Genomic DNA, 19,204 nt, shown 5'->3' on the forward strand with positions numbered 1-19,204 from the left:
CAAGGTCAATATTACGATCAAGAAACAGGATTGCACTATAACCGTTACCGATATTATGAGCCACATAGTGCAAGATATGTGAGTAAAGACCCGATAGGATTGGAGGGTGGGTTAAATATAATGAAATATGTTAGCAACCCGAATCAATTGACGGATCCAATGGGATTATATGTTGTATTAGATTTTTATAAAGATAAAAATATAATTGTTGCTAGAGATATTGAGAAAGACACTAAGTTAATTATTCGAGACGTGTATACTGGTGGGCAAATTAGTGATGCTGGTTTTACTTCCAATGGTACTGGATTACCTAATGGGAAATATTTTTTGGTGCCTGATGATAGACATCCAGACTGGTATGCTTTATATGGTGATGATGGTTGGATTGATGATTTTACAATTGATGGTAAAAGAAGTGGATTTCGATTACATCCTGGAAGGTTAAGTTTAGGTTGCGTTACAGTTAAATCTACTGGAAATAATGAGCAGTGGAATAAGTTAGATGAAATGATTTCTACTACTAAAACTCAACAGAAATATGTTTGGAAAGGAGGCCGTTCAGATACTTGGATGAATTTTGGTTGGAAAAGAAAGGAAGTTACAAATTGGGGGGAGCTGAATGTTAAATAAAATCAAAAAAACCTTATTTATAATTGGAATATTGTCATTTGCAGGGTGTTCCTCAATTGAAAAAAAATCTTGCATTAATAGTTTTAACAATAGGGTTGCTGTTTTAACACAGGATATTCAAATTGTTAACTCAATCAATCTTATTGACAAGAATATCTTCTGTGGTAGTCAGCCCTACAGTGAGTTTTATAATAATTTAGATAAATTTCTGTTAGGTTTAAGTGATGAGCAGAAAAAGATCTTTTATACAACTTTATTTTTTACTGAGTTTCATCGAAATGAAAACGGTGGGGAGTTTGTCGAATTCTTGGTAGAAAATAAGATTAATATTTTTGATCAATATATTAAAATTATAAGTGATCATGAGCTGTTATCGAAAATGAAATATACAGATGAAGAATTACAGAATCTTAAAATATTAGGGAGAATATTAAAAGGAATAGATTGAACTTATAAATTAAATTTTAGTTACCTATTAAGAAAGCCTAATAATTCCTTTTTTGTAGAAAACTTACAAAGGATCAATCCTGTATTGATCGATGAGAGAAATGAGATATTCTTAATTTTAAGAACTCAACTTCAATTTGGTCTATTTTCAACGGGGCAATATAATACTTACACCGTTGAGCAGACCAGAACTGGACTAAAAGTTGTAGAGCAGGCAAGTTCGGAATTCAATAGAATATCCTTCCTATCGATCAATCTCTAAGGCTTTGCCTCGACAACTTAAAAACAATTGTTGTTGATGCCACGCAAGTTGTCCTGAAACAATAGTGGTATCAACCTCATAACGGAAAGCTTTATCATGGAAAGGACTCCAATTGCACTTCATATAATTTCGCTGATCTTTCACTGCGATACGTTGCGTATTTTCTCTAAGTAAAACGAGATCAGCCCAATATCCCTCACGAATATAACCACGATCTTTGATCTTAAATAGGTCTGCGACTTGATGAGAGGTTTTACGTACCATCGTTTCGATACTGAGTTTCTCATCTGCAACCAGTTCCATCAATGCGGACAGAGCATGTTGCACTAGTGGCAGACCTGAAGGCGCATTCATATAGGATTGATGTTTTTCATCCCAAGTATGGGGTGCATGATCAGTCCCAATAATATCCAAACGGTTGCTGTTTGATATTGCATTGATCAGCGCTTCTTTATCTTGTTGGGTTTTGATTGCTGGATTACATTTAATTAAATGTCCAAGTGCAGCATAGTCAGAATCATCAAAACTGAGATGATGAATACAAACTTCAGCAGAAATATGCTTTAAATTTAAGGGTAAGTCTTTAAATAAGCAAAGTTCTTTGGCAGTTGTAATATGTAAAACATGCAGTTGCGTTCCATATTTTTCAGCCAATGAAACAGCCAGTCGTGAACTTTCATAACAGGCCTGTTTATCTCGAATTTCAGGATGCATTGCTGCTGGAATATTTTCGCCATATTTTTCTAAATATAGTTTTTCCTGTTCTTTAATCCGAGGCGTATATTCACAATGGGTCAATAAGATAGTCGGTACATTGGCAAACAACCGTTCAAGGATTTGAGGATCATCGACTAGCATATTGCCAGTTGATGCACCCATAAACACTTTGACGCCACTGACCAATTTTGGATCAAGTTGTTCAATAGTGTCTAAATTGTCAGAACTCACACCAAAATGAAATGCATAATTGGCCATGCTGTGTTGTGCAGCAATCTGCTTTTTTTGCGCTAAGGTTTCTAAGTTCAATGTCGCGGGATTGGTATTGGGCATATCCATATAACTGGTAATGCCACCAATCGTTGCTGCCATAGATTCCGATGCGATACTCCCTTTTTGTGGTGAACCAGGGTCTCTAAAATGGACTTGATCATCAATCATGCCGGGGATCAGCCAAGCACCATTGGCATCAATGGTTTTCGCATTGAAAATACCTGTGATGTCAGAGGCGATTTTCTCGATTCGTCCATCTTGAATCAGCACGTCTGCAATATACTGTTTATCTTCACTCACTAGATTGGCATTGCGAATAATGATCTTGGGAAATTGTTTAAAACTCATTGTGCAACGCCTTATAACCTTTGACTAACTCGATATTGGTGCTGACCACACTTTCAGAAAACTCACTGATCGAAACATCAACAGGAGGATATTGATCTAAATCGGTTTTAGGATTGATATAACTCATTGCAGGCACATAAAAATGGTTAGGTAAATCACGCCCATCGACTACCGCATTGTGTCGAATCGCACTGTGATCGCCCACTTTGCAGTTGAATAGCACACTATTAAAACCTACAAAAACATGGCGACCAATTTCACAAGGACCATGAATAATCGAACGATGTGCAATCGATGAGTTTTCTCCAATTGTCACTGCTGCACCAGCTTTGGAGTGAATCACCACGCCATCTTGAATATTGGAATTTGCGCCGATAATAATCGGTTCCATTTCGCCATGTTCATCAGTTTCATCTGCTCGAATCACCGCATAGGGTCCAATAAACACATTGGCATGAACAATCACTTTCCCACAAATAATCGCGGTTTGATCGACATAAGCAGATTGATCAATGACAGGAAGATGACCAGATGGATTTTTACGAAGCATAGAATTACCACTTTAAAAAAAGTTAAATCATCGGTTGGGTTAAAATCTCGACCTGATCACCTTTCAGACCAAGATAAAAACAGTTGGGGCGTTGGGTGTGGCAAGCAGGGCCGATTTGATTAACCAGAAACAAAAGGCTATCGCCATCACAATCAAGTCTGGCTTCAATTAAATGCTGCCGATGACCTGAACTTTCGCCTTTTCGCCACAAACATTTGCGTGATCGTGACCAGTAACACACTTGTTTTGTTGTCAATGTTTCGATTAAAGATTCGGCATTGACCCAAGCCATCATCAGTACATCTTTGGTATGGTGATCTTGCGTGATGGCAGGGATCAGGCCATCTTGATTCCACTTGATCTGCTCAAAAACACTGTTGAAATCAAACTTTTGTGCTAAAGCACCTTGTTCCATTTGCTTGAAAACTGAAAGCTCTACCATTGCCATGATCCCTGAGCGACTGCGTCATGTGCATGTAAGCTTTCGGCATGAATGACCTTGAAGTTGAAGCCTTTGATATTTTTATGCTGTAGAAATGTGCCATATAAACGTCTTAACGCATCCTCGCAAAACATGAGGTTCTGACCATTGGCGACAGCAAATGCTTGTTCATCAATCCGTTTTACTGCGGTTTGCACGGGTGTCATCAGTGACTGTTCAGCTTGATTAATAAATAGAATTAAAGGAATCAGTTTAATATTTTGATCTAATTTAAAATGGAGAATGGCAAAGCTTCTTTGACTATGTGGTGTTGCTGCGATTGCATCCGTGGTATTGAGCCAGTCTACGATTTGTTGTTGATCTAAACTGATTTCTTGATGAGCCAATGCGGTTAGAAATCGTTGTTGAATAATATTTCTAGATAGTGCTGCGGAACAAGGACAAGTCGAAGAATAGGGAATTTCAACTTTTAGCTTTGCTTCGAATTGATCTTGTAAAAGTTGGCATGACAGCACAAACGGATAACTTTTCCAACCTGATAAGTGACTAATCAATGCGGCTCTTTCGATATAAAGCTCACTGTGAATCTCGATTTTGGCATGTGTTGATAAACCTTTGTGGCTTTCTAGAAAGTCTTTTAAAACGTGTTTGATATCAAATAGGCTGAGATTTTTGATGCTGGTCAATTCTAAAAGTCGGGTATACAAACGCGACATGTGAATGCCTTTGGCTAAAGGATCATCCAAACTGACATACGCATTGATTTGGCTTTGACATAAGGTGTTTTCGATACGTACTGGTAGAGCGATGTTTTCCATACCGACCCAATCCAGACTATAGCGAGAAGATGTCAGAGGAGTCGATTCGGAAGAAATATCAGGAAGAGAAAGCGTCATTTGAGAAATAGAGAAAGTTGAAATGTATATTGTTATGTTATAACATAACAATATAGATCGGCAAGTTTGATCTGAACGGAAAATTCTCTGAGTGAACATGGCAAATCGAAATGAATAAAATCTATTTAATTGGATTGAGTATCTGTCTAGCAGCATGCAGCCAGAGTAAGGTACAGCCAACGAAACAAATCCATTCAGTGAATGATCGGAATTATTCTGATATCCCCAAAAGCAATAAAATTATTGCTCATAAAGAAAAAAATGTGCCCGTTACATATTCAGTTTGGGCGAGCATGCCTGATCATCAGCAACAGATTCAGGCATATAAAGGTTATTTACAGCAACAGGGTTTGTCTACTCGTGTTCCAGATTTTGAGTTTTTTCAGACAGCTAGAGATTGGCAAAAATGCAATGATGCTGAATACGAAGTTCCACCAAGAGAGCTATGGCCTAACATTGTTCCAACTTTAAATATTCTGAATCAATTTATAGAACAAAAGCTGATTGATCAGTTCACGGTGACATCCGTATACCGAAACTATCATTTAAATCAGTGTGCTGGCGGAGCGGGAGCATCAAAACATGTCTTTAATGCTGCTTTAGATTTCCGTATTGGCAGTGAAAATCCAGATCCTATTGAACAAATAAATATCGAGCACGTAAAAGCCAAACTTTGTCAGTTTTGGCGCGATCAAGGCGAAGCACTGAATATGGGCTTGGGTGTTTACGCATCAGGACAAATCCATATTGATGCATCGGGATATCGGACATGGGGTGTCGATCATCGTTATAGCTCATCGCCCTGTATCAAAGATTCTTTAGCCTCCAATTTGATCACTTCGTTGCAGCAGCAATGAATGCCAAAAAATGAGCACAAATTCCTATCTTTAGAAACTTTAGCTCAATGTGTTTGATGTGACAGCAAGCCATTGAACAGTCACCATGAAATATAGTGAGAAAGCCAATGAATCATTCTTTAGCCACTCCAACCAAACTGCCTGTTACCGTATTATCAGGTTTTTTGGGTGCAGGTAAAACCACTTTACTCAATCATATCTTGAACAATCGTGAAGGGCGAAAAATCGCTGTGATCGTGAATGATATGTCTGAGGTCAATATCGATGCCGCTTTGGTTCGTGAAGGCGGGGCGGAGCTGTCTCGCACAGATGAAAAGCTGGTGGAGATGAGTAATGGCTGTATCTGCTGTACCTTACGAGAAGATTTGCTGATCGAAGTACGACGTTTGGCAGAGGATCAGCGCTTTGATCAGTTGGTGATTGAATCTACAGGGATTTCTGAGCCATTACCTGTTGCTGAAACTTTTACCTTTGAAGATGAAAATGGCATTTCTTTGAGTGAGTTTGCTCGCCTAGATACCATGGTCACAGTGGTGGATGCTTATAATTTCCTGAAAGATTATAGCTCGCTCGATAGTTTACAAGCACGTGGCGAATCACTGGGTGAACAAGATGAACGTAATGTGGTTGATCTGTTAATTGACCAAATTGAATTTTGTGATGTGATTGTACTCAATAAAGTGGATTTAATTAATGCTGAAGAAAAAGAACAGTTATTTGGCATTTTACATTCACTGAATCCTAGAGCAAAAATTGAAATTTCCGAGTTTGGTCAGGTGAATTTGGATCGGATATTGGATACACATTTGTTTGATTTCAATGAAGCGGCACAGGCACCGGGTTGGTTAAAAGAACTTAGAGGTGAGCATACGCCAGAAACAGAAGAATATGGTATTCGTAGCTTTGTTTATCGTGCTAGAAGACCATTTCATCCACAGCGGTTTTTTGATTTTGTAAATTCAGAATGGACAGGTGTGATTCGCTCAAAAGGCTTTTTTTGGCTTGCATCTCATCCTGAATATGCAGGCACTTGGTCTCAGGCAGGTGCAATGGCGCGACATGGTGTAGCGGGGTATTGGTGGGCGGCTGTAGCTGATGAGCATTGGCCTGAAGATCAAGCAAGTCGTGATGCTATTGAAAAAAGCTGGGATGAGTTAACCGGTGATGCGCGTCAGGAAATTGTTTTGATTGGCATGGAAATGGATGAATTAAATTTAATAGATCAATTTGATGCCTGTTTATTAACTGATGATGAAATGGCGCTGGGTGCGAAAGAATGGGAGAAATTCGAGAATCCGTTTGTTGAATGGAATGACTTAATCGTTAATAAATAGCACCATGACTGTTTATCACTGAATGATCGCTAGAACTTTCTAAATGAACCTATTAGACTTCTTTCATAATGATTGACACCCACTTTGTATTTCTCCCATAGGGAGAATGAGGAACAATTGAAGTTTCGCAAGGGGATTTATGAAAGCAGTCTATTATAAAAATAGAGCGTTCTCGCTTTTTTAAATTTTTGTTATTTAGATGAGGAGATGAGTCAGGGACAAAGCTTTAATTCTTGCCTGAATGTTTAGAAAGGGTCTAAACATTTCAATGATGGATTTTGTTGATACAGGAAGTATGAGGTATTATCAGTTTAAAATAACTTTTATAATATTTTAAGAAGTAAGTGTATGATATTTTTGATGAATTAATAATAAGGATGTTGGTTTTATATAAGTCACCTTTGATTTGTTACCGATGTTGTAACTGAATATACGGATAGATTCGATTACATTTAATACCTATTAAAATAATTGCTATTTTATTTAAGTTTTGTTTTGCAAGGATTATGTAATGTTTGGTAGTTTATAAGGAAAATAAACAAACTCTCTGTACAATAAATATTCACTATTTTTATTAAGCAAAGACTAAATTCAAGCATAAATTTAATGACTTAGGCTTCATTTTTCTCAGTTCAAGTTCAATGCAAAGGAGCAACCATGACGCTATTATTGATATTGCTTAGCTTGTTGATTCAGTTTGTTATACTGTGGGCTGTATTTTATTTCGAACTCAATCGAACAATCGGTAGTATTCTGTCTATCCTCGTCGCTATTCTATGTAGTGTTTTTATCACGCCATGGAGTTTATTGGCGGGCTTACCCATCATCCTAATGAGTGTGATTTTACTCATTCCTCCCTTACGTGAAGCACTGATTAGTCGACCTGCTTTCAATATCCTTTCTAAAGCGATGCCAAGTATGAGCAGCACAGAAAGAGAGGCCTTAGAAGCGGGTACAAGCTGGTGGGAAAAAGAATTATTCATGGGTGCTCCCGACTGGGAAAAATTTGATAACTATCCTTATCCTCAGCTTTCAGTAGAAGAACAATCATTTATAGACAATGAAGTACAACAATTGTGTTCGATGCTGGATGAATGGAAAATTCATCACCAAGATAAAGATTTGCCACCAGAGGTTTGGCAATTCGTCAAAGACAAAGGTTTTTTAGGCTTAATTATTCCAAAGTCATTTGGGGGGAAAGAATTCTCACCTTTTGCGCAAAGCCGAATTATGAGCAAAATTGCTTCGCGTTCCTTAACTGCTGCCGTGAGTTGTATGGTTCCAAACTCACTGGGGCCCGGTGAATTATTGCTGCACTATGGAACTGAAGCACAGAAACAACGCTATTTGCCGGGTTTAGCAAATGGCACTGAAGTTCCTTGTTTTGGTTTAACCAGTCCAGAAGCGGGTTCGGATGCGGGCGCGATTCCAGATACAGGTGTGGTGTGTCATGGTACATATCAAGGACAAGAAGTGCTTGGTCTGAAAATGAATTTTTCTAAGCGCTGGATTACCCTTGCGCCAATTGCAACCGTGATCGGTTTAGCCTTTAAACTCCATGATCCTGAAGGCTTGTTAGGGGATAAAAGTAAGCTTGAATATGGTATTACCTGTGCCTTAATTCCTGCGAGCCATGAGGGCATAAAAATTGGGGCAAGGCATAATCCTGGTGCGCCATTTATGAATGGTACTGTTGAAGGAACCGATGTTTTTATTCCGATTGACTGGATTATTGGTGGTCCGAAAAATGCGGGCAAAGGCTGGCGTATGTTGATGGAATGCCTTGGGGTCGGTCGAGGTATTTCACTGCCTGCTTTGGCAACGGCTGCGGGTGAAATGAGCTATCTTCTGGTGGGTGCTTTTGCCAGTGTTCGTCAACAGTTTAAAATTTCTGTTGGGCAGTTCGAAGGGGTACAAGAAGCCACCAGCGATATCGCCAGTGACGCCTATATGCTGGAGTCATTCCGATATTTAGTGACCTGTGGTTTGAACCAAGGTGGGACACCAGCAGTCATGACTGCGATGGCAAAGTACTATGCCACTGAAGCCATGAGAAAAGTCATTAATCATGGTATGGATGTCGTAGGTGGTCGTGCAATTCAACTCGGACCGCGTAATTTTCTAGCGTTGACTTATCAATCAATTCCAGTTGCGATTACGGTTGAAGGTGCCAATATTTTGACGCGATCATTGATGATTTTTGGTCAAGGTTCGATGCGATGTCATCCATATTTATTCGAAGAATTACAACTTCTACAATCGGAAGATAAAGTATCGGCATTAAAACAATTTAATCCGTTGTTATTTAAACACCTTGCTTATACGTTCAACCGCGCAGCGAAAGCAGTCGCATTTGGTCTTACAGGTGGATCAAGTCAGGGCTCTCAGCAATCTGATGATTTCTCAAAACCCTATTACAGCATCATCAATCGTATGAGTACGGATTTTGCATTAACAGCCGATATGGCACTTGGTATCTTGGCTGGTGATTTAAAGCGTAAAGAAATGCTTTCAGGTCGCTTAGCTGATATTCATTCGCATTTATTTATTGCTACAGCCATTTTAAAATACTACCAAAATGGTCAAAGGACAGATGCAGAACAGAAGCATGCTGAATTGGCATTAAATAAGGCGTTATATAATGCACAAGAAGCATTTTTCGGATTTTACGAGAATTTTCCTGTCAAGATCGCAGCTCAGTTGGTGAAACTTGTTTGTTTCCCATTTGGACGTCCGATCTCACAACCTTCGGATCAGCTTAAACAAGAAGTTGCTCAATTACTTTTACAGGAACATGCGTTCCGAGAAGAATTGAAAAAACATGTTTATTACACGACTGAGGAAGATGATGTTATGGGACGAATGGAGTCAACATTCCAAATGCTGCTTAGTATGCAACCGTTGTGGAATAAGTTTAAAAAAGCTGAATCTAAAGATCAGTTTAAAGGGCTTACTTTTGAAGAACGAATTGCAGATGCGGTTTCCGTTGGATTTATTGACTCAAGCGAAGCTGAAAAGCTTTTGCAATACAATGCAAAACGCTATGACAGCATGTTGACAGATATTTTTGATGAGCATTTAGAACATGATCTGCAACCAGAGAATCCTCATTTGAAAAGTTAATTCAAGATGGAAGTGTAGAAAAGCGAGTGATGAATGGCTCGCTTTTTTATTGATCAAATGGGTAACACATTTTTCCCGCTGTCAGATTCAGTAGCAATCAGGACAGTAAATTCAGGCTTAGATGACATGCCGTAAATCACGTGAGGTTTCTAGCAATAAAGGTAAAATATGAGTGATTAAGTAGTCTTTGGTTGTCCGCATAGTGGGCGATACGATATTCAGAGCTGCCACGACAGTCGCATTTGAATCATAGATCGGTACAGCAACTGCATGTACGCCAAGCTCATGTTCTTCGCAGGAGTAACACCAATCTTGCTCTTTAATTTCATGTAATAGGGCTAAAAAATCCTCACTATTGGTATGCGTATATTTGGTCAATCGTTTGAGAGGATATTTTTCTAACCATTGTTTCTGTTGCTCTAAATCAAGATGTGCAAGTAGGATTTTACCTGCCGAAGTGGCATGTGCGGGGAGGCGATTGCCTAAATGTAGGCCATAAGGATTAACACGGTCGGTTTGTTGGTGTGCAGCACTACGGGCAATGGTAATGGCTTCATAACCATCTAAAACCATAACCGAATAAATTAATGAAGTCTGATTGGTCAATAGATTTAATAAAGGCTGGCAAATCTTTGGTAAAGGAGAACCATCTAAATATGCACCTGAAAATTTAAGAATTTTAGGGGTTAAATAATAGTAATGACCATCAAACTCTAAATAGCCTAAGTATTCCAAAGTCAATAGATGACGACGAGCAGCGGCACGTGTCATGCCTGTTTTTTCCGCTGCGGTACTCATATTTAAACGATGTCGTTCAGGTCCAAAACATTCCAAAATACTTAAGCCTTTGGCGATACCTGCAATATAGTCCTCATGCCGAATAGTTTTTTTATTTTCAGTATGATGAATGAGCCGAACAGTTTTGTTTTGATCATTTCCCATAATTAAAGTACCTATTTCGAAATCCATTGTCTAAAATTTATTCTAATTGAAATATGATTCATTTACTTGGATTTTGTTCGATCATCGAACTTAAAAAATAATAATCGAACAAAATAGGATTCTAAGCGTAGAAGTTAGAGAAAAACTCATCAAGAATGAATATAAGAAATCCGAACAAAACACTCAGCTTAATTTCGTCGGTTTTCAGGATGAAAATTGAGTGGCTCATAGTACAGGAAGTAGTCAGATGATTGATAAAAGTTCAACCTCATTAACTGAAGCACTGTCCCAAATTAAAGATGGTTCTACCATCATGATTGGCGGTTTTGGCACCGCAGGTCAACCCGCTGAACTGATCGATGGATTGATTGAACTTGGCGTCAAAGACCTCGTCATCGTCAATAACAATGCAGGCAATGGCGATTATGGTCTGGCTAAACTGTTAAAAACAGGTGCCGTGCGTAAAATCATCTGTTCTTTCCCACGTCAATCTGATTCATGGGTGTTTGATGAACTCTATCATGCAGGCAAGATTGAACTGGAACTGGTGCCACAAGGCAATCTCGCTTGTCGTATTCAAGCTGCGGGTATGGGTTTAGGTGCGGTTTTCACTCCAACAGGTTTTGGCACATTACTGGCTGAGGGTAAAGAAACCCGCCATATTGATGGTAAAGACTACGTGCTTGAATCTCCGATCAAAGCCGACTTTGCCCTAATCAAAGCTTATAAAGGCGATCGTTGGGGCAATCTAATTTATCGTAAATCTGCACGTAACTTTGGTCCAATCATGGCCATGGCAGCCGATGTCACCATTGCTCAAGTCTCTGAAGTGGTCGAACTGGGTGAACTTGATCCTGAACATATCATTACACAAGGGATTTTTGTACAGCACGTGGTTGAAGTTGAAGCGACTTCACCGATTGCTGCGCAGTAAGGAGAACAACATGAGCTATCAAAAACTCAGCCGTGACCAAATTGCAGCACGTGTGGCACAAGATATTCCTGATGGTGCTTATGTCAACTTAGGCATTGGCTTACCGACCAAGATTTCAAACTATCTACCTGCGGATAAGGATGTATTCCTGCATTCTGAAAATGGTTTATTGGCTTTTGGTCCAGCACCAGCCAAAGGTGAGGAAGACTCTGAACTGATCAATGCAGGTAAGGAATACGTCACCATGCTCACAGGTGGTAGCTTTTTCCATCATGGTGATTCCTTTGCCATGATGCGTGGTGGTCATTTAGATATTGCAGTACTGGGTGCATTTCAAGTGGCGGCCAATGGTGATCTGGCCAACTGGCACACGGGTGCAGCCGATGCGATTCCAGCGGTGGGCGGTGCCATGGATTTAGCTGTGGGTGCCAAGAAAGTATTTATCACTACCGATCACGTCACCAAACAGGGTGAACCCAAGATTGTTGAAGAATTGACCTATCCCGTGACAGGCAAGCATTGTGTCGATCGTATCTACACTGATCTGTGCGTGATTGACGTAACACCAGATGGTTTAAAAGTGATTGAAAAGGTAGATGGTCTCTGCTTTGACGAATTACAGGCTTTGACAGGTGCTCAATTGATTGATGCGACACAGGGATAAAACCAGCACTGCCGCAAATGATGACAATGTTCAAAAGCTTTTTGTATAGGCGACATCTTACTTTTCAAAGATGAAAAGTAACAAAAATCTTTGTTGGGCTGATGGTATATCCATATACCACAGTCCAACGGGCGACATCCATGTCGCTGCCGCGAAATACTTAGAGTGAAATTGAGTCGAATTAAGCCAGACATGGATTGAAGGAAAATATTTAAAATGAAAAATGCTTATATTGTAGATGCCATCCGTACCCCATTTGGTCGTTATGCCGGTGGTCTGGCACCAGTACGTGCAGATGACTTAGGAGCTGTTCCACTTCAGGCATTGATGCAACGTAATCCAACAGTCGATTGGCAACAAGTTGATGATGTGATCTATGGCTGTGCCAACCAAGCGGGTGAAGATAATCGTAATGTCGGTCGTATGTCAGCATTACTGGCAGGTTTACCGTATCAAGTACCCGCCACCACAGTGAACCGTCTATGTGGTTCTTCGCTTGATGCGATTGCCATGGCGGCTCGTGCCATTAAAGCTGGTGAAGCAAATCTAGTGATTGCAGGTGGTGTGGAAAGCATGAGCCGTGCACCCTATGTGATGGGTAAATCGGACAGTGCCTTTGGTCGTAGTCAGAAGATTGAAGATACCACCATGGGGTGGCGCTTTATCAATCCAAAACTGAAAGAATTATATGGTGTAGACACCATGCCACAAACCGCAGAGAACGTGGCAGAACAATTCAATATCAATCGTAGCGATCAAGACCAGTTTGCCCTGAACAGCCAACAACGTACCGCAGCAGCGCAAGCCAAAGGCTTTTTTAGACAAGAGATTGTGCCAGTCAGCATCCCTCAACGTAAAGGTGATGCCGTTGTGATTGATACCGATGAACATCCACGTGCATCGACTACGTTGGAAGCATTGACCAAGCTCAAAGGAGTGGTGAAAGCCGATGGTACGGTTACAGCAGGCAATGCCTCAGGGATTAATGATGGTGCAGCAGCTTTGCTGATCGCGTCAGATCAAGCGGTTGAGCAATATCAACTGAAACCACGTGCCAAGATTATTGCAGCAACCACAGTGGGTGTTGAACCACGGATTATGGGATTTGCGCCAGCACCAGCGATCAAGAAATTACTCAAACAAGCCAATCTGACTTTAGATCAGATGGATGTGATTGAGTTAAATGAAGCCTTTGCGGCTCAGGCATTGGCAGTAAACCGTGATTTAGGTTTAGCCGATGATGATGCACGTATCAATCCGAATGGTGGTGCGATTGCCTTGGGCCATCCACTCGGTGCATCGGGAGCCAGACTGGTCACAACAGCACTGAATCAGCTTGAGCAGATTCAAGGGCAATATGCTTTATGTTCAATGTGTATCGGTGTTGGTCAGGGTATTGCCTTGATTATTCAGCGTGTTGAGTGAGGTGAACCATGAGCCAGTTATATGCCAGCTTATTTTATCAGTCTGATGCCACTGCGATTTTTAGTGACCGCGCTTTATTGAATTATATGATTCAAGCCGAAGTGGCTTTGGCAAAAGCTCAGGCTCAGGTGAATGTCATTCCTTGTCATGCTGCAACGATCATCGAACAAGTTGGGCAAGATGCTTTAGCAAAAATTGATTTTGATGCTTTAGCGATTGCGACAGGTTTGGCTGGAAATATTGCGATTCCCTTTGTCAAGCAATTCACCGCGATTGTGAAACAGCAAGATGAAGAAGCATCTCGCTATGTACATTGGGGCGCAACCAGTCAGGACATCATTGATACGGCAACGATTTTGCAGTGTCGTGATGCTTTAGCATTGATTGAAAAACAACTTCAATCTGCTTACCAAATTTCACTACAGCAAGCTGAACGTTACCGTGATCAAGTGATGATTGGCCGTACATGGTTACAACAAGCTTTGCCGACTACATTAGGACATAAGTTTGCACGTTATGCAGCCGCATTGAAACGTGATCTTGATCGTCTACAAACTATGAAAAGTCGTGTTTTAACCGCTCAACTGGGTGGTGCAGCAGGTTCATTGGCATCACTACAAGATCAAGGTTCAGCCGTAGTTAAGGCTTTTGCTGCTGAACTCAACCTGACTATGCCTGAATGTACTTGGCATGGTGAGCGTGATCGTATGGTTGAGATTGCCAGTGTGCTTGCCATGATCGTGGGTAATGTGGGAAAGATGGCACGGGATTGGTCTTTGCTTATGCAAACTGAAATTGCTGAAGTGTTTGAACCGACAGCAAAAGGCCGTGGTGGTTCATCTACGATGCCGCATAAACGTAATCCTGTCGCAGCAGCCTCTATTCTGGCAGCAGCAAATCGTGTGCCTGCACTTATGGCAAGTGTTTATCAAAGCATGGTGCAAGAACATGAACGTGCTTTAGGTGCTTGGCATGCGGAATGGTTAGCCATTCCAGAAATTTTTCAGTTATGTGCGGGTGCATTAGAGCGTACTAGCGATGTACTGGAACATATGCAAGTCAATGCAGATGCAATGCAACGTAATCTTGAATGTACTCAGGGTTTGATCATGGCAGAAGCGGTGATGATGGCGCTTGCCGCCAAGATTGGTCGTTTAAATGCTCATCATTTGGTTGAGCAAGCGTGTCAGCAAGCTGTCGCACAACAGCTCCATTTGAAAAACGTTTTATCCAACCTCGATGAAGTAAAAGCCCATTTTTCAGCACAAGCTTTGGATGCGCTTTTTCAATCTGAGTCATACCTCGGCAATATTCAGGCACAAATTGATGCGGTACTGCAAGCTGCTCAAGGAGAGTCACAATGATGATCAATATCAATAATCGTCAAGGACATCAACTTGCTGTGCAAGTACAGGGTCTAAAAGATGCACCAGTGATCATGTTTTCTAATTCGCTTGGAACAGATCATGGCATGTGGCAAGCACAAGTACTTGCATTGGCAGAGCATTATCAAATTGTGACTTACGATACCCGTGGTCATGGGGCGAGCAGTGTAATTGCCATCAGTACATTGCAAAACCTCGCTGAAGACGTGATTGATATCTTGGATGCACTCAAGATTGAAAAAGCACATTTTTGTGGTATTTCCATGGGCGGAATTACGGCACTTGAATTAGCGATTCAGTATTCAGAGCGTTTGCATAGTATTACGGTTGCAAACTCAGCTGCGAAAATCTGGACAGCAGAGGGCTGGAATGCTCGTGCTGATAGTGTAGAGCAGCAAGGTGTGGCAGAACTTGTTAAAACTACGCATACACGATGGTTTAGTGCGTATTTTGATTATGCACATGATGTGTTGGCGCAAAAAACCATACAAAGTTTAGCGCTGACACCTGCACAGGGTTATGCCCATGCGTGTCGAGCTTTAGCAGATGCGGATGTTCGAGATCAACTTCAACAGATTCAAATCCCAACTTTAATTATCGCAGGTCAGTACGACCCAGTAACGACGATTCAAGATGCAGAGTTTATGCATCAATTTATTCCAACCAGTCAGCTTGAAATCTTGGCAGCTTCGCATTTGTCCAACATTGAACAACCTCAAGTATTCAATCAAGCATTGTCCAAGTTCATTCAAAAAATATAACCGTAAGAGGTTAGAAAGGAATTCGCCTACAAGGAGACAACTATGGCACAGGAATTTGCTGCTCCAAAAAGCAGTATGGATGCACAGGCTCTCATTAATGATGCGCCGATTAGCAAGTATCAGTGGATGATTGCGATTATCTGTTTTCTCATCGTATTTGTAGATGGGATTGATACTGCTGCAATGGGTTTTATCGCACCTGCTTTGGCACAAGATTGGGGCATTGACCGTTCGCAACTTGGCCCTGTAATGAGTGCTGCACTGGGTGGCATGATCATTGGTGCATTGGTCTCAGGTCCTACAGCAGACCGTTTTGGACGAAAAATTGTTTTAACGATTTCTATGCTGATTTTTGGTGGTTTTACTTTGGCTTCTGCCTATGCAACCAATTTAGATAGTTTGGTGCTATTACGTTTCTTAACGGGTATTGGTCTAGGTGCCGCGATGCCGAATGCGACGACACTGTTCTCAGAATATTGTCCACATCGCGTTCGTTCATTATTAGTGACCTGTATGTTCTGTGGCTATAACTTGGGTATGGCAACAGGTGGCTTTATCAGTAGTTGGTTGATCCCAACTTTTGGATGGCACAGTCTATTTTTATTGGGTGGATGGGCACCACTGATTTTAATGATCTTGGTGATTTTTTTCTTACCTGAGTCTTATCGTTATTTGATTGTGAAAGGTAAAGATCCTGAAAAAGTACGCAAAATCTTAGGCCATATTGCACCTACGAAAGTTCAAGGCGTGACCGAGTTTCATATCCCAGAAGAACAATCTGCGGTCGCACAAAAGAAAAATGTATTCGGGATGTTGTTCTCTAAACAATATTCCAAGGGCACGGTTTTATTGTGGTCAACCTATTTCATGGGCTTGGTGGTGATTTATCTACTCACCAGTTGGTTGCCAACACTGATGCGTGAAACAGGCGCAACGATGGAGCGTGCTGCATTTATCGGTGGTCTATTCCAGTTCGGTGGTGTGCTCAGTGCCTTATTTATTGGTTGGGCAATGGATCGTTTCAATCCAAATCGAATTATTGCAGGCTTCTATTTCGTTGCTGGTTTATTTGCCATCGCAGTCGGTCAAAGTCTAGCAAATCCAACTTTACTTGCCGTTTTAGTGCTCTGTGCAGGGATTGCCATCAATGGTGCGCAGTCAGCAATGCCAGCCTTAAGTGCGCGTTTTTATCCAACTCAATGTCGTGCAACAGGTATTGCATGGATGACAGGGATTGGTCGTTTTGGTGCGGTATTTGGTGCGTGGATCGGCGCAGTTTTACTAGGTAACAATTGGTCATTCACCATGATTTTAAGCATGTTGTTCATTCCAGCAACGGCTGCTGCTGTGGCGATCTTTGTCAAATCTCTTGTTGCGCATACTGATGCAACCTAATTTTCTTCCAATTCAGGACAACGTCAATGAATGATGAACAACGTTATCAACAAGGGCTGAAAGTCCGTACTGAAGTACTGGGTGAAAAGCATGTCGGGCGTTCTCTAGAGAATCTGAATGACTTTAACCAAGATTTTCAAAACTTTATTAGCCGTTTTGCTTGGGGTGAGGTGTGGTCACGTGAAGGCTTACCACGTCATACCCGTAGCTTAGTCACCATCGCCATTTTGCTGGCGTTGGGACGTGAAGATGAACTCAGAATGCATTTACGTGCTTGTTTTAACAATGGTGTCACCAAGGATGAGCTTAAAGAGCTGATTTTACATAGTTCATTGTACGCAGGCTTGCCAGCCGCAAATGCAGCAATGCACATGGCAGAAGAAGTGTTCAAAGAACTTGGAATCGAGGTGCAACCCGTTTCGGCACAACCACAGGATTAAGGAGATGAGCATGTTTAATCATACTTTGGGTGCATATCCACAACGTAATACTGATGATCACCCGCCAGCTTATACACCCGGCTATAAAACCAGTGTATTACGCTCGCCAAAAAATGCGTTGATTGCGATTAATGAAACATTGACGGAAGTGACATCACCACATTTCTCACCAAATATTTTTGGCGCGAAAGACAATGATTTGATTTTGAACTATGCCAAAGAAGGTCTACCAGTGGGTGAGCGAATCATTGTGCATGGTTATGTGCGTGATCAATTCGGCCGTCCTGTGAAAAATGCGCTATTGGAAGTGTGGCAGGCCAATGCATCGGGTCGTTATCGCCATCCAAATGACAAGTTTATTGGGGCGATGGATCCGAACTTTGGTGGCTGTGGACGTACCTTAACCGATGAAAATGGCTTCTATATTTTCCGTACCATAAAACCGGGTCCATATCCTTGGCGTAACCGTATCAACGAATGGCGTCCAGCGCATATCCATTTTTCTTTGATTGCGGATGGTTGGGCACAACGTCTAATTTCGCAGTTCTATTTTGAAGGCGATACCTTGATTGATTCTTGCCCGATTTTAAAAACCATTCCATCTGAAGATCAGCGTCGTGCCTTGATTGCATTGGAAGATAAAAACAATTTCATTGAATCAGATAGCCGTTGTTACCGCTTTGATATTCATCTTCGTGGTCGTCGTGCGACTTATTTTGAAAATGATTTGACTTAATGGGAGTAACACAATGAATGCATGGAATTTTCAGGAACTCAAGGAAACTGCCTCACAAACAGGTGGTCCTTATGTGCACATTGGTTTGTTACCTCAACAAGCCAATATTGAAGTGTTTGAACATAACTTTAACAACCAGTTGGTGAATGAAAAAACTCAAGGTCAGCGTATTCGCCTCGAAGGGCAAGTGTTTGATGGACTGGGTTTACCGTTAAGAGATGTTTTGCTGGAAATCTGGCAAGCAGATGCTAATGGTGCTTACCCAAGTCAGGCAGATACGCAGGGCAAAACGGCTGATCCAAACTTTTTAGGTTGGGGACGTACAGGCGCTAACTTTGAAACTGGTTTTTGGAGTTTTAACACCCTTAAACCGGGTGCTGTTGCAGGTCGTAAAGGTACAACACAAGCACCGCATATTGCAGTTGTTGTATTTGCACGCGGTATCAATCTTGGTTTGCATACACGTGTTTATTTTGAAGATGACGTTGAAGCCAATGCCAATGATCCTGTTTTAAACAGCATTGAATGGGCAACACGTCGCCAAACTTTGATTGCCAAACGCAGTGAAGTTGATGGTGAGGTGGTATATCGCTTTGATATCCGTATTCAAGGTGAAGACGAAACCGTGTTTTTTGATATTTAA

Annotated in this window: 19 protein-coding genes; 14 read left to right on the top strand and 5 right to left on the bottom strand. The window is 41.2% G+C overall.

Features of this window, described 5'->3' with window-relative positions:
• Positions 1-630 (top strand): RHS repeat-associated core domain-containing protein (locus tag MMP72_RS11660; RefSeq protein WP_241317455.1); only part of this gene is annotated, 630 nt, incomplete at its 5' end.
• The gene (locus tag MMP72_RS11665; RefSeq protein WP_241317457.1) at positions 620-1,078 is read left to right on the top strand and encodes a hypothetical protein; all 459 of its coding nucleotides are present in this window, start codon (positions 620-622) and stop codon (positions 1,076-1,078) included. The genes MMP72_RS11660 and MMP72_RS11665, both read left to right, overlap by 11 nt.
• A gap of 243 nt (positions 1,079-1,321) precedes the next feature.
• On the opposite strand, the gene MMP72_RS11670 is transcribed toward MMP72_RS11665, so the two are convergent.
• From MMP72_RS11670 to folE2, 4 genes are read right to left on the bottom strand one after another with little or no spacing between them, the layout of a single operon-like run.
• Entirely contained in the window at positions 1,322-2,677 is a 1,356-nt protein-coding gene (locus MMP72_RS11670) for a dihydroorotase (protein ID WP_241317459.1), read from the bottom strand.
• The gene (locus tag MMP72_RS11675; protein WP_241317461.1) at positions 2,667-3,227 is read right to left on the bottom strand and encodes a carbonate dehydratase; all 561 of its coding nucleotides are present in this window, start codon (positions 3,225-3,227) and stop codon (positions 2,667-2,669) included. Before MMP72_RS11675 ends, MMP72_RS11670 begins: the two co-directional genes overlap by 11 nt.
• A gap of 22 nt (positions 3,228-3,249) precedes the next feature.
• Complete coding sequence (gene hisI, locus MMP72_RS11680; RefSeq protein WP_241317463.1) at positions 3,250-3,669, bottom strand: phosphoribosyl-AMP cyclohydrolase; 420 nt, start codon at positions 3,667-3,669, stop codon at positions 3,250-3,252.
• Positions 3,663-4,565, bottom strand: a complete 903-nt coding sequence (gene folE2 / locus MMP72_RS11685) for a GTP cyclohydrolase FolE2 (RefSeq protein ID WP_241317465.1) — start codon at positions 4,563-4,565, stop codon at positions 3,663-3,665. Before folE2 ends, hisI begins: the two co-directional genes overlap by 7 nt.
• Before the next feature lie 110 nt (positions 4,566-4,675).
• Here folE2 and MMP72_RS11690 point away from each other — a divergent pair, with 110 nt between their 5' ends.
• From MMP72_RS11690 to MMP72_RS11700, 3 genes are all read left to right on the top strand, one after another.
• Positions 4,676-5,422: a D-Ala-D-Ala carboxypeptidase family metallohydrolase gene (locus MMP72_RS11690; RefSeq protein WP_241317467.1), complete on the top strand. Its 747-nt coding sequence runs from the start codon at positions 4,676-4,678 to the stop codon at positions 5,420-5,422.
• Positions 5,423-5,529: 107 nt separating this feature from the next.
• A complete protein-coding gene (gene zigA / locus MMP72_RS11695; RefSeq protein WP_241317469.1) occupies positions 5,530-6,756 on the top strand; it encodes a zinc metallochaperone GTPase ZigA in 1,227 nt (408 codons plus the stop codon).
• 657 nt (positions 6,757-7,413) lie between these two features.
• Complete coding sequence (locus MMP72_RS11700) at positions 7,414-9,879, top strand: acyl-CoA dehydrogenase (RefSeq protein WP_241317470.1); 2,466 nt, start codon at positions 7,414-7,416, stop codon at positions 9,877-9,879.
• A gap of 117 nt (positions 9,880-9,996) precedes the next feature.
• Here the strand turns inward: MMP72_RS11700 and pcaU are convergent, their stop codons facing one another.
• Positions 9,997-10,821, bottom strand: a complete 825-nt coding sequence (pcaU, locus tag MMP72_RS11705) for an IclR family transcriptional regulator PcaU (RefSeq protein WP_241317472.1) — start codon at positions 10,819-10,821, stop codon at positions 9,997-9,999.
• Positions 10,822-11,068: 247 nt separating this feature from the next.
• On the opposite strand from pcaU, the gene MMP72_RS11710 reads away from it, so the two are divergent.
• The 9 genes from MMP72_RS11710 to pcaG all read left to right on the top strand — a co-directional run bounded on the left by MMP72_RS11710 (position 11,069) and on the right by pcaG (position 19,204).
• On the top strand, positions 11,069-11,755 hold the full coding sequence (locus tag MMP72_RS11710; RefSeq protein WP_241317619.1) for a 3-oxoacid CoA-transferase subunit A: 687 nt from the start codon (positions 11,069-11,071) through the stop codon (positions 11,753-11,755).
• A 10-nt stretch (positions 11,756-11,765) separates the two neighbouring features.
• Positions 11,766-12,419, top strand: a complete 654-nt coding sequence (locus tag MMP72_RS11715; protein WP_241317474.1) for a 3-oxoacid CoA-transferase subunit B — start codon at positions 11,766-11,768, stop codon at positions 12,417-12,419.
• A gap of 216 nt (positions 12,420-12,635) precedes the next feature.
• Positions 12,636-13,844, top strand: a complete 1,209-nt coding sequence (pcaF, locus tag MMP72_RS11720; protein WP_241317476.1) for a 3-oxoadipyl-CoA thiolase — start codon at positions 12,636-12,638, stop codon at positions 13,842-13,844.
• Positions 13,845-13,852: 8 nt separating this feature from the next.
• Positions 13,853-15,208 carry a 3-carboxy-cis,cis-muconate cycloisomerase gene (locus MMP72_RS11725; RefSeq protein WP_241317477.1) on the top strand — a complete coding sequence of 452 codons (1,356 nt, stop codon included), beginning with the start codon at positions 13,853-13,855 and terminating at the stop codon, positions 15,206-15,208.
• Positions 15,205-15,990 (top strand): 3-oxoadipate enol-lactonase, encoded by a 786-nt coding sequence (gene pcaD, locus MMP72_RS11730; RefSeq protein ID WP_241317478.1) that lies wholly within the window; start codon positions 15,205-15,207, stop codon positions 15,988-15,990. The genes MMP72_RS11725 and pcaD overlap by 4 nt, the downstream gene beginning before the upstream one ends.
• Before the next feature lie 42 nt (positions 15,991-16,032).
• Positions 16,033-17,385: an MFS transporter gene (locus tag MMP72_RS11735; RefSeq protein WP_241317479.1), complete on the top strand. Its 1,353-nt coding sequence runs from the start codon at positions 16,033-16,035 to the stop codon at positions 17,383-17,385.
• A 26-nt stretch (positions 17,386-17,411) separates the two neighbouring features.
• Entirely contained in the window at positions 17,412-17,825 is a 414-nt protein-coding gene (gene pcaC / locus MMP72_RS11740) for a 4-carboxymuconolactone decarboxylase (protein WP_241317480.1), read from the top strand.
• Positions 17,826-17,835: 10 nt separating this feature from the next.
• Positions 17,836-18,561 (top strand): protocatechuate 3,4-dioxygenase subunit beta, encoded by a 726-nt coding sequence (pcaH, locus tag MMP72_RS11745; protein ID WP_241317481.1) that lies wholly within the window; start codon positions 17,836-17,838, stop codon positions 18,559-18,561.
• A 13-nt stretch (positions 18,562-18,574) separates the two neighbouring features.
• Positions 18,575-19,204, top strand: a complete 630-nt coding sequence (gene pcaG / locus MMP72_RS11750) for a protocatechuate 3,4-dioxygenase subunit alpha (protein ID WP_241317482.1) — start codon at positions 18,575-18,577, stop codon at positions 19,202-19,204.

This window comes from Acinetobacter sp. NIPH 2699 (assembly GCF_022549355.1).
GTDB lineage: Bacteria > Pseudomonadota > Gammaproteobacteria > Pseudomonadales > Moraxellaceae > Acinetobacter.

Excerpts from the sequence above, each read along its gene's own strand:
- MMP72_RS11665 (WP_241317457.1), top strand. The coding sequence starts at position 620 with ATGTTAAATAAAATCAAAAAAACCTTATTTATAATTGGAATATTGTCA.
- MMP72_RS11670 (WP_241317459.1), bottom strand. The coding sequence starts at position 2,677 with ATGAGTTTTAAACAATTTCCCAAGATCATTATTCGCAATGCCAATCTA.
- MMP72_RS11675 (WP_241317461.1), bottom strand. The coding sequence starts at position 3,227 with ATGCTTCGTAAAAATCCATCTGGTCATCTTCCTGTCATTGATCAATCT.
- hisI (WP_241317463.1), bottom strand. The coding sequence starts at position 3,669 with ATGGTAGAGCTTTCAGTTTTCAAGCAAATGGAACAAGGTGCTTTAGCA.
- folE2 (WP_241317465.1), bottom strand. The coding sequence starts at position 4,565 with ATGACGCTTTCTCTTCCTGATATTTCTTCCGAATCGACTCCTCTGACA.
- MMP72_RS11690 (WP_241317467.1), top strand. The coding sequence starts at position 4,676 with ATGAATAAAATCTATTTAATTGGATTGAGTATCTGTCTAGCAGCATGC.
- zigA (WP_241317469.1), top strand. The coding sequence starts at position 5,530 with ATGAATCATTCTTTAGCCACTCCAACCAAACTGCCTGTTACCGTATTA.
- MMP72_RS11700 (WP_241317470.1), top strand. The coding sequence starts at position 7,414 with ATGACGCTATTATTGATATTGCTTAGCTTGTTGATTCAGTTTGTTATA.
- pcaU (WP_241317472.1), bottom strand. The coding sequence starts at position 10,821 with ATGGGAAATGATCAAAACAAAACTGTTCGGCTCATTCATCATACTGAA.
- MMP72_RS11710 (WP_241317619.1), top strand. The coding sequence starts at position 11,069 with ATGATTGATAAAAGTTCAACCTCATTAACTGAAGCACTGTCCCAAATT.
- MMP72_RS11715 (WP_241317474.1), top strand. The coding sequence starts at position 11,766 with ATGAGCTATCAAAAACTCAGCCGTGACCAAATTGCAGCACGTGTGGCA.
- pcaF (WP_241317476.1), top strand. The coding sequence starts at position 12,636 with ATGAAAAATGCTTATATTGTAGATGCCATCCGTACCCCATTTGGTCGT.
- MMP72_RS11725 (WP_241317477.1), top strand. The coding sequence starts at position 13,853 with ATGAGCCAGTTATATGCCAGCTTATTTTATCAGTCTGATGCCACTGCG.
- pcaD (WP_241317478.1), top strand. The coding sequence starts at position 15,205 with ATGATGATCAATATCAATAATCGTCAAGGACATCAACTTGCTGTGCAA.
- MMP72_RS11735 (WP_241317479.1), top strand. The coding sequence starts at position 16,033 with ATGGCACAGGAATTTGCTGCTCCAAAAAGCAGTATGGATGCACAGGCT.
- pcaC (WP_241317480.1), top strand. The coding sequence starts at position 17,412 with ATGAATGATGAACAACGTTATCAACAAGGGCTGAAAGTCCGTACTGAA.
- pcaH (WP_241317481.1), top strand. The coding sequence starts at position 17,836 with ATGTTTAATCATACTTTGGGTGCATATCCACAACGTAATACTGATGAT.
- pcaG (WP_241317482.1), top strand. The coding sequence starts at position 18,575 with ATGAATGCATGGAATTTTCAGGAACTCAAGGAAACTGCCTCACAAACA.